Raw genomic sequence first — 12,006 nt, 5'->3', positions numbered from 1 at the left:
TAATTACAATGCCATTAGTCGTTGTAGCGATTGGAATTTTAGCATTACTCGTTTTAATCATGGGCTTCAAATTAAACACCTTCATTTCCTTAATCATTGTATCGTTCGGTGTAGCCTTAGCCCTTGGAATGCCATTAGAGGAAATTGTTAAAACCATTGAAGCTGGATTGGGCGGAACATTGGGTCACTTAGCGTTAATCTTTGGACTCGGAGCGATGTTAGGGAAGTTGATCGCGGATTCTGGTGGTGCCCAAAGAATTGCCATGACCCTCGTTGACAAATTTGGTGAAAAAAATATTCAATGGGCGGTCGTAGCTGCTTCATTCATTATCGGAATTGCGTTATTTTTTGAAGTAGGGTTAGTATTATTAATCCCAATTGTATTTGCCATTTCAAAAGAATTAAAGGTTTCTATCTTATATCTCGGTATTCCGATGGTCGCTGCTTTATCCGTAACACACGGTTTCTTACCTCCACATCCGGGACCGACTGTTATTGCTGGTGAATATGGCGCGAATCTGGGTGAGGTTTTACTTTATGGCTTCATTATTGCTGTTCCAACTGTTATTTTGGCTGGCCCTGTATTTACGAAGCTTGCCAAAAAACTCGTACCTGCCTCATTTACGAAAACCGGTAATATTGCCTCTTTAGGAGAACAAAAAGTATTTAAGTCTGAGGAAACTCCTGGATTCGGAATCAGTGTATTTACGGCAATGCTTCCTGTCATCTTAATGTCGATTGCTACGATTATTACTTTGCTTCAAAAAACAATGGGGTTTGAAGATAATAGTTTACTGGCCGCGATCCGATTTATTGGTGATGCATCCACTTCCATGTTGATTTCCTTACTGGTTGCCGTCTACACCATGGGAATCGCAAGAAAAATTCCAATCAAAGATGTAATGGCATCTTGTACAACGGCTATTACTCATATTGGAATGATGCTCTTGATCATTGGGGGAGGCGGTGCCTTCAAACAAGTACTGATTAATGGCGGCGTAGGTGACTATGTAGCCGATTTATTCAATGGAACTACATTATCACCAATTCTGCTAGCCTGGATCATCGCTGCAATCTTACGTATTTCCCTGGGTTCTGCAACTGTTGCAGCTTTAACAACCGCTGGTTTAGTGATTCCGATGTTAGGACAATCCGACGTTAATCTTGCTTTAGTCGTGCTTGCCACGGGAGCGGGTAGCTTAATAGCTTCCCATGTTAACGATGCCGGGTTCTGGATGTTTAAAGAGTATTTTGGTTTAAGCATGAAAGAAACCTTTGCCACATGGACATTGCTTGAAACCATCATTTCTGTAGCCGGATTAGGATTCATCTTAATACTAAGTTTATTCGTATAAACCATGATTTCCGGGCGGTAGATTTCCCACTTATCATTCTTAGAATCTTCTAAGTCGATAAGTGAGGAACTACCGCCTATTTACGAACTGGAGTGATATCACCTTATTTCACTTTTGAACGATTGAACTGGTTGCTTCTGTTGTTCCTTTTGCCTCACCATGTCCTGCACCAAATAGGTTCAATACCACCACGCCAATAACAATTAAAGCAATCCCTACGATACTTCCTGTGTTGATTTTCTCCTTCCAGATCAATACTGAAATCACCGTTGTAGCAACAGCCCCCACCCCTGACCAGATGGCATAGGTCATATTAAGAGGAAGTGTCTTGAGGGTTAGTGAAATAAAGAAGAAAGAGATTACAAACGCGACAATCGTGAATAGAGTCGGATACAGTCTCGTAAAACCTTCTGAAGCTTTTAGCATTGAAGTACCAATAAGCTCACTAGCAATAGAGATTGCCAAGAAAAAATAAGCCATCATTCATTCTCCTTTATATATGTCTTTAATTCTTCTATAATTTTTTGCTTCAATTCTTCATTGGGAAGAGCGAGTCCGAACATTTCGGCAAACCACAAACCGTCTATAGCTAATCGGACGATCGTAGAACGGACTGGGTCCAATTCGTCGTTTTCGATTTTATTTTGGATATTCGCATACTCATCCTGAAGCAGCTTGAGCATGTGAGGGTTCGTAAATTGTGCTGCCGAGAGAGCGGTATACAGGTCACTTGCATCCTGATCCCCGGAAAATGACGTATTCATATAAGCGCGAGTCCATCTACCTTGGGAATGTGTATCGTTTTCTGCCCTTTCATTAAATTCGGCGATAAAGCTAGTCGATAGCTGTTCAACCATTCCCAGAATCAATTCATCTTTATTCGGAAAATGGTAAAGCAATCCTCCCTTACTTACTCCCGCTTTCTTAGCCACCGCTTCTAACGTTAATTTTTCTACTCCTTCTTCTTGCACAATCATAGAAGCCGCTTTAAGTATTAATTCTATTTTTAATGTTTTTTTAGTTGTGTTCATTCTGATCACCGCCCATTTAACTATACCGTCCGGACGGTTTTATTTCAAGTAAAAGATACGTTTAAGCTAAATAAAAAGAAGCCTTGGGCGTGTAACATTTCAGCCAAGACTTCTTCAAACAAACAACTACCCAGCCCGGGTATTTAGCAAAAGTCCGCATCTGTTGGGTTTTAAGTGCCACCTATAGCTTATCTCTTCAGATACTGTCTCAGCCATTGGAGCGCAGGGCGTTCCGTGCCGTTCGAGTTCAGCAGATGTGTACCATCTTTCCAAGTTTGTCCTTGGATATACCCCCAAAGCGTAACTCCCTTCACTGAGGGGTTTTGCCAAAGGACTGGAAACTTCTCTTTGTATCTGGCAAGTTGGGTGTTATCATCCCCAGTTATATCCAGTTCCGACACATAGATCGGTAACCCGGTCGCCGACAGCTTATTTAGTACAGTATTCATCGTGTTGACTGAGACGTTGTCCATACTGAAATGGTGGCATTGAATGCCAATACCGTCAATCAGGCCTCTACTCTTGAGCTGATTAATAATATTGACATATTGGTCGGCTAAAGAAGGGTCGTTGATAATACCATAATCATTTATATGCAGTTTGGCATTCGGGAAAGCTTGTCTAGCCTGTTGAAACGACCATATGACCCAATCCCATCCGGTCGACCCGTCACCACCAATGGCATTGCGGTAGGACGGCTTCTGATGCAACGGCTCATTCACCACATCTACAAACGCCGCATTCGGATAGCGCTGACCTGCTGCTTTAATCCACTGAGTCACTTCCGCTTTCTGATCAGCAGCCGACAGTCCTTTAACCCATCCTGGCTCCTGGGCACCCCATACCAACGTATGGAACTTGAACGGGAAACCATTGCTACGGGCATAATTGTAGGCGGTATCCGCCTGCGACCAGTTCATGTTGTTACGACTGCCTTCAACCGATTCCCACTTAGTCGAGTTCTCCGGCGTCACTTGATTCCAGTATGTCCCGTAACTAGGAGGGACACTGCCCGCAATGATATTCCCCAGAAAGTTGCTTCCATTTGCCAGGCCAGCATCAGCCTGGTTGACCAGAACAGATGATAACAACACACCCGCCAACGCCAAACTGCTCACCAGCTTGCCCACTTTAGTTCTTAACATAAAATCTCCTCCTCACACATATAGTTTGATAATACTCATCCCTTAATATTTAAGCGCTTACATTTCCAATTATAAGAATGAATAGTCGTTTTCTGCTACATGTGAAAGTATAGAATTAACCCGAAAAATCTTACATCATTGCAGAACAGCCACAACACGAATCCCAAACAACTCTGAAACGATAACAAAAGGCTGCTGCGAAAAGTGATATACTCCCTTCACAGTAGTAGGTTTTATTATTCAACCTGTCTATCTTCTTGGGAGCATATCACCTGAAGACCGCTCCTTAATTATTTAAGGATTAAGCGCTCTTGCAATCGCGTCTACATAACTTTGGCTGGCGCGTTGACTTACTTCTGCTTGAGGAACCATCCCTTCAAAATTGTGGAATGTGCCGGGATACAGATGAAATTCGACGTCAACGCCCGCTTGGGCAAGGCGTGCCACATATTCGATCGTCTCATCTCGGAATAGATCGAGCTGCCCTACGCACGTGTAGGTCGGCGGCAGACCAGCCAAGCTTTCTGCTCTCGACGGCACCGCATATGGGGAAACCTCGCTATCTTCGGTACGATTACCCAAGTACATGTTCCAGGCCGTCAAGTTGTTCTTCCGGCTCCATGGTGCATTATCGGCCGTAATTTCATGACTTGATGCCGTAACATTGCGGTCGTCGATCATCGGATATAGCGGCATTTGGAAGATAAGGGCTGGTCCGCCTTTGTCACGAGCCATTAAAGCAAGTGCTGCGGTTAGACCGCCACCCCCGCTTGCACCAGCAATTGCGACCCGGTCCAAGTCGATGCCCAGCAGCTCAGCTTCATCGGTCATCCACGTCAAAGCGGCATAACAGTCATCGATGGCAGCTGGGTAGGGGTGCTCGGGAGCAAGTCGATAATCGACCGATACGACGACGCAATTAGCCGCCTGCACGAAGCGTTCGCACAAAGCATCGTCCATATCAGGATGCCCCATTACATAGCCTCCCCCGTGAATCCACAGCATGGCCGGAAGCTTAACATCAGTTCGCTGGGCAGGTTCGTAGATTTTGACTAATATCTCGCCTGCAACGCTCGGAATCATCCGGCTTGTCGTGCGTACGTGTTCCGACTGCTCAATAGGCGGACTCGACAAATAACTTCTGCTCAGTTCTAAATTCTCCTCCAGTTGAAAACCGGGAAATTGTGCAATTACTGACCTTAGTTCTGGTAATAAACGATTTTCAAAATCCATGCGAATCACTCCTATGTTAGGTTATTTTATAGTCTTTTTTCCGTCTCCGCTTCCCACTTGGCTATTTCCTTCCGCACTCGGGGTGCTACCTCTGTTCCAAGTAGCTCAATGGCTCTCATCACCTCGGCATGCGGCATCGTGCTTAACGGAACATACAGCATAAAGCGTGTAACACCTACATGCTTGCGAAGATGAATGATCTTCTGGGCAACCGTCTCGGGATCGCCAACATACAGCGCACCTTCAAAGCTGCGCGCGGCATCGTAGCTGGAACGATCATAATGCGCCCAGCCTCGCTCCCTACCCAATCTATTCATACCTGCCATCGTAGAAGGGAAATATGTATCTGCCGCTTGCTCATTATTCTCTCCGACAAATCCTATCGAGTGCGACCCAACCCTAAGCTGCGATTCATCATGACCAGCGTGCGCTGCTGCTTTCTTATAAAGCTGGACAAGCGGTGCAAAATTTATCGGGTTTCCTCCAATGATCGCCAGCATCAAGGGCAGTCCTAACAGACCTGCACGAATAGCAGAATCCTGCCTTCCCCCGCTGCCTACCCATATTGGTAAAGGGTTCTGAACTGGCCGTGGATACACGCCCAAATTGTTAATGGCTGGCCGATGACCGCCCTTCCAGATTACCTTTTCGGACTCCCGTATTTTAAGGAGAAGTTCCAAATGTTGTTCAAACAGCTCATCATAGTCATCCAAGTCATAGCCGAACAGAGGAAAAGATTCAATAAAAGAACCCCGACCCGCCATAATCTCGGCACGTCCATTTGAAATACCATCCAGCGTAGCAAAGTCTTGAAAAACGCGCACCGGATCAGCTGAAGAAAGCACCGTCACTGCACTGGTTAGCCGAATCCGTTGTGTCTGCGCTGCAGCCGCGGACAGCACCATTGCTGGTGAAGATGCCGAATAATCCTTTCGATGATGCTCACCTACACCAAACACATCAAGTCCCACTTGATCAGCAAGGATAATTTCCTCGACAACTTCACGCAACCGCTGTGCGTGACTTATCACTTCGCCTGTCTGAGCATCAGGCTTTGTCTCTACAAACGAGGTAATACCTATCTCCATGGTCTATCTCTCCCGTTCTAATAGCTTTCTTTGTGTGCCAATTGAATAACAATAAAATATCATACCAACTGGTATGTTATTTTCCCCAGTAAATATAACTCACAAAAAAGAATACTGTCAACAATCATAGTAAATCCACTTTGATTATTCTTTCATATTCACCTCCTCTTTTCGGGAAAGACCAACCTTCATTTGACAATTTTAAGGACTAATTATAAGATAATAACGTACCAATTGGTAATCAAATGAATGTCACTGAACATTATAATCAGATACATGGAGCCATTAAGAATAAAATCATGAGTAACGAGAGGTATTGTTATGGGACGAACCCGCGAATTTGACGAAGAGAAAGTTTTAGATGCAGCTATGCAAATATTTTGGGAAAAGGGATATGAAGCCACCTCATTAAGTGATTTAACTTCCAGAATGGAAATTCAACGCCCCAGTATATATTCCACTTTTGGGGGCAAAAAAGAATTGTTCGAAGCCGCGCTACGCAAATACACGATGTCCCGTGCTTCTCTGATCCGAACCAAACTTCAAAGCATTCCATCTGTAAAAGAAGCATTTCGTACTTTTTTTGAGGGTGTGGTTGAAGAGGAGTATGCGGAAAATCCTAGAAAAGGATGCTTTTGCATTAATACAATGGTTGAACTTGCGCCCCATGATGAGAAGTTTGAAATTCTTACAAGGGAGCATCAAATGTACCTAGCAGTCATTTTTCAAGAAACCATTGAACGAGGGATACAATTAGGTGAGCTTGAGATCGGACTAGATGCGAAGGCTGTATCACAGGCATTAGTTGTATCGTTAATTGGTCTGACCGTCATGATAAAGTCTCGTCCAGAACGATCATTTATTGATAATACAATAGAAGTAACACTGACATTGCTTAAGTAATTTGGAATGGATTCATTTTAGCGGATAAATCTCTATACAACAGTTTAAAGGGCACCCAGTCGGGTGCCCTTTGTGTGTAACACATGTTTTCACATATGCCGAGATAAAACATGCGTTACAATTGCGGATAAGTATGGAGGTTTTATTAATGTCCGCGATGTTTTTCTTTCGCTTTTTTCTCCTTTAATTCCCTTATCCGTGCCTTCATAGATTCCTTTTGTTGTTTGGAGTAAGTACGTTTCTCCAACTTACGCTTCTCATACTCTAACTTTAAGGCCTCTTGTGCGTTGGAGGAGACTCCCTTTCGCCTTAATTCATACGCTGCCTGCCTTGCTAGCCGCTTTGGATTGACCCTCTTCGTTTCAGACCCCTTTACAGCCACCTCTTGTGACAGCCGACTAACAAGTTCACACATTTCCTCTCGGATAAAATGGAGAATTTCTTCGTCTTTAGGCTCTGTACCAAAAATGTACCTGGCTGCCTTCAATTTCCCTTGGTCCTGCTCCTCCACGACTCCAACCCAATACTGTCCATCATGATAAATCGTAAGCTTCATTTGAATCCCCCTCATTTTAAATCGAAACGATGGACATCCCGAGGGGGGAAGGTCACTGACATGGCACTCTTGCTAATATAGAGTCGTCCATGCGTCTGGACTACCAACCAGACTGTGTTTTTTCGTCTCAGAAAAAGTATAGTTGCCTTACTGGAAAACAGCAAGTTAATCGCTGATATGTATTAGAGTGAACCTGGATATAGAGTATACTAGATGAGTATAAGTTCGGTACACGATGACATGATATATGTAATGGTACTTAAATACAGCGCAGAAGAGGTTGAGAATGAGTCAGAAGCATTTTGCAGATTATCCATTAAGTGAAGAAATTGTGAGGGCTCTGAATAGCTTGGGCTATGAGACGCCAACAGAGATTCAAACGGAGGTTATTCCCGTTGCGCTTGCGAAGAAGGATCTTGTGGCCAAATCGCAAACAGGCAGCGGCAAAACAGCAGCATATGGTATTCCACTTTGTGAGCTAGTAGATTGGAATGAGAATAAGCCCCAAGCTTTAATCCTGACACCAACTCGTGAACTCGCATTACAGGTTACTGAAGACATCACGAATATCGGACGCTTTAAGCGGATAAAAGCAACGGCTCTTTATGGGAAACATCCTTTTCATATACAAAAGGCCGAGCTAAAACAAAGAACACATGTGGCTGTAGGTACGCCCGGACGTGTACTAGATCATATTGAACGAGGCACACTATCCTTAAATCGAATTGCCTATCTCGTGATTGATGAAGCTGACGAGATGCTGAATATGGGCTTTATCGAGCAGGTTCAGTCGATTATTCAGGCACTGCCTAATGACCGAGTTACGATGTTATTTTCCGCTACTTTTCCCGAAGATGTAGCCAAACTGTCACGTAAATATATGAACGATCCTGTGGAAATTGAGATCAAGGCGACAGGTGTAACCACAGCCACGATTGATCACTCTCTTATTCAGGTGCGGGAGGCGGACAAGCTGGCTCTGCTACAGGATCTGCTCATTGTTGAGAACCCTGACAGCTGCATCATTTTCTGTCGTACGCAGGAGCATGTAGATACACTATTCAGAGCATTGGCTGACCTCGAATATCCATGTGATCGCATCCATGGCGGCATGGAGCAAGATGAGCGATTTGAGGTAATGAACGCATTCAGAAGGGGACAATTCCGTTACTTGATCGCAACTGATGTAGCCGCCAGAGGGATTGATATCACGAATATCACCCATGTCATCAACTACGATATTCCCCTTGAAAAAGAAAGCTATGTTCATCGTACAGGACGTACAGGACGTGCTGGCAAAACAGGGAAAGCCATTACTCTAATCACTCCTAAAGATAGCAAACGATTAGCTGATATCGAAGCATACATTGGATTTGCAATTCCGCAAGTAAAGGCCCCCTCAGAAGAGGCCGTTGATCTTCACAGAGAAGATTTTGAGCGGAAACTACATGTAAAAACTGCACTCAAAAACGACAAACGCGAGCAATTAAACCAACAAATTATGAAGCTCAATTTTAATGGCGGTAAGAAGAAAAAACTTAGAGCTGTCGACTTTGTGGGCACCATCGCTAAGCTTGACGGGGTAACGGCAGATGATATCGGGATCATTACGATTCTGGATAATGTGACAGATGTTGAGATTCTGAATGGCAAGGGCCCACTGGTGCTTGAGATTATGAAGAATACTACCGTAAAGGGCAAGCTTTTAAAGGTACGCAAAGGTCATAAGTAGAAGGTACGCTGTATAAAAAAGAGTGAGGCAATCCCGTTCAGTACGGCCGATGGCTTTCGTAAGCTATACAGGCGGGATGGCCGAGTTCATCTCTTGCTCCTCTAATTCATCTTTCCATTTATCGATATTATAAATCACTTTGAATTTCTCTTTTAACTGAGTAACATCTTCAACTGGCACATAGCTGTCCAATTCCATATGGAAGTCCGAAACATCTTTTTTTTGGTTATACATCTCTTTTAAAATATCAATGATTGTGGAAAGTATAGATTTAAATGATAATTTACAATTATCTTCGTCCTCGTCGAGTATACATAGATTTTCTACCCCACTAAAAAAGGAATTTCCTTTAAAATATAGCTTGTTACAGGTCATATGGACCTGCATCAATGGTTCGCATATTTGCCAATCTGCCTCAAGCATAGCGGTTTCGAGCGATACATGTGCTCCATTAATGTAATAATAATCTCGATAAAAACACATTGAACAAGAGGCCTTCATTATTTTAATTTTTGAATCTACAGCAGGATACCCTAATACAAAACCTTCAGCTAATAATTTCTTGGAGAAGTAATCCAACGATTTTACAAATAATTGGTATCCAAGCTCCTTACCTTCCTCATCGTCTTTATGACAGCAATAATGAATAATATCTTCTTTCACTTGTTTATTTTCATATTGATATCCCATTCCAGCCTCTAAATGATCAATATGAATTTCAACTCCTGCAAATAAGTCATTTAAACTTGTTATTCTGGAATGATTGCCTTTTAAATTTATATTCAAGTCAGTAGTACATTCTCTATAGAGTATACAGGTGTCTTTGATATCCAGTTTAATGTCTTGTCTTTTCATAAAATCAGCGATTTTCTTTAGATGCAAGTAATCCGTTCCTATAAAAACTATTTTCTTATATTCAATAGTCCCAGCATCAGATTGATTAAAATGAACAGCAATACAAACGTCCTCATCGTATGCTTTCAATGTCTCAATACTTTCAATAATCCTACTTCGTAGCGCAGCTTGTCGAGGAAATGGCATGGTTAATCCAATATATTTTGATTCTAAGTTAGGTAGCAGCTTCATTTGATCATGAAGGTAAAGCATCACATTATCAAAATTATATTTCTTAGCATTTTCATTCATTAGAAACTGTGTCCTCTCCTATTTATTTACGAGATGGGCCTACTATTACTGGAATATCTTAATTTCATTTTACCATCCCCTCACTTCCACAATATACCTTTAACTCTATAAAACTAACCACGTGGGTGATAATTGTTCTGCTTTATCGTATTCTCTTAGAGAGTTGATAGAACACTTAAAAAAATTTTAGACAAAGTGTCCCTTTCGGTCATCTTCGTTTGTTATACAGATATAATTTTCTTTTTGATCAGAGGGGGTGCCTACATTGTAAAGGAGTATCAGCGTCAGATTTTTGTGTACTGCTGGAGGCTATTAGGAAGTGAGCAGGAGGCAGAAGAGGCTGTGCAGGATATTTTCGTCAATGCTTTTGAGAAAATTAGCAGATACAAGCCGACAGTGGGCTTCTCCTCCTGGCTGTATAAAATGGCCTATCATCACTGCCTGAACCTGATTCGCAGGAAGAATCTACAGCGCAAATTTAAACTTAGCCTGTTCACCTCAACTAACATGACTTCAGACAGTGCAGCGCAGGTTATGGAACGTCAGCTTTTCAGTGAACCGCTGAGCCGAGCGTTGGACCAACTGAACGCGGAGGAGCGTAACCTGCTGGTGCTGCGCATTTTTGAAGAAAAAACGTTTGGAGAAATCGGGGAAATCATGAACAAAAGCGAGGATGCTATCAAGAAAAAATACGGCAGGACAAAAACAAAGCTCAAAAAAATAATGGAGCCCCTAAAGGAGGACCAAAAATGCGTGAGTTACAAGACAGAATTCAAAAACAAAGCCTGAAATACACCGATCTGCAAGACAGGGGATTAAAAAACATGGACAAGCTAACCGAGCCAGAGAACGCTTTGAAAATTCAGGCTTTTGACGTCTCTGACAAAGTGATGGAACAGGTCTACCAAAAGGCGATGCCCAAAAAAGGAAATATCGGAAAAATCCATTTTCAGCCTCGCTTGACTGTCCCCATCATGATTTTGCTTTTTGTAGTAGGGGCCTCTGTGACCGGATACGCAGCTTCACAATATCTTGAGTTCCGCAACAGTAAGGGCGCCGTTGTATTAAATACCGCCAAACCCCCTACCGAAACGGACGCCTCCAAAGCATATACCTCGACCTACGCACAGTGGGACAAAGAGGTGAAAGGCCGTTTGCAGCCAGGAGAGTATGCTGCCTATTACGTCAAGGACGATTCTATGAATCAAAAAAACCTATCTAATCCGGCCCTGTTTGCGTACAAACCGGCTGAACTCTCAAGTTTCAACAGCTTACAAGATGAAATCAAGCGGACTGAGGCTCCATTACTCAGCAATCCCACTCATCTACCGGATGGCTACAAGTTTGAATTTGGATACGTCTATCCAGTCGCTGCATATCCTGGAATGATGGATAAAAAGGAATATCGCGCTTTAACCGATCAACTGATGCAACAGGCCAAAGCTGCACCGGAGGGTGAAAATCTGTTTATTCAAAAGCTAAGCTGGGACAAGTCAGACTCCTCCTTTGCCCGGTATGCGAAAGGAAACGACTATGTAAACATTACCGTCACCAAATACACTCCTGAAGTCACGAAGACGACCATCATGCAAAATGAACAGGATTCGGCTGAGCAAGTGACAATCAAAGGAACCAAGGTCTATTACATCAGGGCAAGTGAAGCAAGCAAGCCCTTGGAAGCAGGAAAAAACCGACTGGGATGGCTCGATGAAAAAAGACATTTACACTACAACATATCCGATAACCAAGACAGCCCGCTGACCAAAGAAGATTTGGTTAAAATAGCCGAAGATTTGCTTAATGGTTCACCACAATAG

General features: G+C 43.1%; 12 protein-coding genes. 5 read left to right on the top strand and 7 right to left on the bottom strand.

Features of this window, described 5'->3' with window-relative positions:
* The first annotated feature begins 8 nt into the window (after window positions 1–8).
* Complete coding sequence (locus tag G9G57_RS00540) at window positions 9–1,355, top strand: GntP family permease (protein WP_016822519.1); 1,347 nt, start codon at window positions 9–11, stop codon at window positions 1,353–1,355.
* Between the two features lie 108 nt (window positions 1,356–1,463).
* Here G9G57_RS00540 and G9G57_RS00535 read toward each other — a convergent pair whose 3' ends face one another.
* From G9G57_RS00535 to G9G57_RS00515, 5 genes are all read right to left on the bottom strand, one after another.
* Window positions 1,464–1,835 (bottom strand): DMT family transporter, encoded by a 372-nt coding sequence (locus G9G57_RS00535; RefSeq protein WP_016822518.1) that lies wholly within the window; start codon window positions 1,833–1,835, stop codon window positions 1,464–1,466.
* Window positions 1,835–2,386 (bottom strand): TetR/AcrR family transcriptional regulator, encoded by a 552-nt coding sequence (locus G9G57_RS00530; protein ID WP_090889164.1) that lies wholly within the window; start codon window positions 2,384–2,386, stop codon window positions 1,835–1,837. The genes G9G57_RS00535 and G9G57_RS00530 overlap by 1 nt, the downstream gene beginning before the upstream one ends.
* Window positions 2,387–2,574: 188 nt before the next feature.
* The gene (locus tag G9G57_RS00525) at window positions 2,575–3,531 is read right to left on the bottom strand and encodes an endo-1,4-beta-xylanase (protein ID WP_126666312.1); all 957 of its coding nucleotides are present in this window, start codon (window positions 3,529–3,531) and stop codon (window positions 2,575–2,577) included.
* A 294-nt stretch (window positions 3,532–3,825) separates the two neighbouring features.
* Window positions 3,826–4,764 carry an alpha/beta hydrolase gene (locus G9G57_RS00520; RefSeq protein WP_016324913.1) on the bottom strand — a complete coding sequence of 313 codons (939 nt, stop codon included), beginning with the start codon at window positions 4,762–4,764 and terminating at the stop codon, window positions 3,826–3,828.
* A 26-nt stretch (window positions 4,765–4,790) separates the two neighbouring features.
* Window positions 4,791–5,852, bottom strand: coding sequence for an LLM class flavin-dependent oxidoreductase (locus G9G57_RS00515; RefSeq protein ID WP_019689040.1), 1,062 nt, complete (start codon window positions 5,850–5,852; stop codon window positions 4,791–4,793).
* Window positions 5,853–6,173: 321 nt separating this feature from the next.
* On the opposite strand from G9G57_RS00515, the gene G9G57_RS00510 reads away from it, so the two are divergent.
* Window positions 6,174–6,755 (top strand): TetR/AcrR family transcriptional regulator, encoded by a 582-nt coding sequence (locus G9G57_RS00510; RefSeq protein WP_164964365.1) that lies wholly within the window; start codon window positions 6,174–6,176, stop codon window positions 6,753–6,755.
* 145 nt (window positions 6,756–6,900) lie between these two features.
* Here the strand turns inward: G9G57_RS00510 and G9G57_RS00505 are convergent, their stop codons facing one another.
* Complete coding sequence (locus G9G57_RS00505) at window positions 6,901–7,311, bottom strand: YjdF family protein (RefSeq protein ID WP_164964364.1); 411 nt, start codon at window positions 7,309–7,311, stop codon at window positions 6,901–6,903.
* A gap of 286 nt (window positions 7,312–7,597) precedes the next feature.
* On the opposite strand from G9G57_RS00505, the gene G9G57_RS00500 reads away from it, so the two are divergent.
* The gene (locus G9G57_RS00500; RefSeq protein ID WP_164964363.1) at window positions 7,598–9,043 is read left to right on the top strand and encodes a DEAD/DEAH box helicase; all 1,446 of its coding nucleotides are present in this window, start codon (window positions 7,598–7,600) and stop codon (window positions 9,041–9,043) included.
* Window positions 9,044–9,106: 63 nt separating this feature from the next.
* On the opposite strand, the gene G9G57_RS00495 is transcribed toward G9G57_RS00500, so the two are convergent.
* Complete coding sequence (locus tag G9G57_RS00495) at window positions 9,107–10,189, bottom strand: elongation factor G (RefSeq protein WP_225683710.1); 1,083 nt, start codon at window positions 10,187–10,189, stop codon at window positions 9,107–9,109.
* Between the two features lie 210 nt (window positions 10,190–10,399).
* Here G9G57_RS00495 and G9G57_RS00490 point away from each other — a divergent pair, with 210 nt between their 5' ends.
* Window positions 10,400–10,978, top strand: coding sequence for an RNA polymerase sigma factor (locus G9G57_RS00490; RefSeq protein WP_164964463.1), 579 nt, complete (start codon window positions 10,400–10,402; stop codon window positions 10,976–10,978).
* On the top strand, window positions 10,939–12,006 hold the full coding sequence (locus G9G57_RS00485; RefSeq protein WP_113050662.1) for a DUF4367 domain-containing protein: 1,068 nt from the start codon (window positions 10,939–10,941) through the stop codon (window positions 12,004–12,006). Before G9G57_RS00490 ends, G9G57_RS00485 begins: the two co-directional genes overlap by 40 nt.

This window comes from Paenibacillus sp. EKM211P (assembly GCF_011066175.1).
In the GTDB taxonomy this organism is placed as follows: Bacteria; Bacillota; Bacilli; order Paenibacillales; family Paenibacillaceae; genus Paenibacillus; species Paenibacillus polymyxa.
This window is presented reverse-complemented; position numbering and strand designations above follow the sequence as displayed.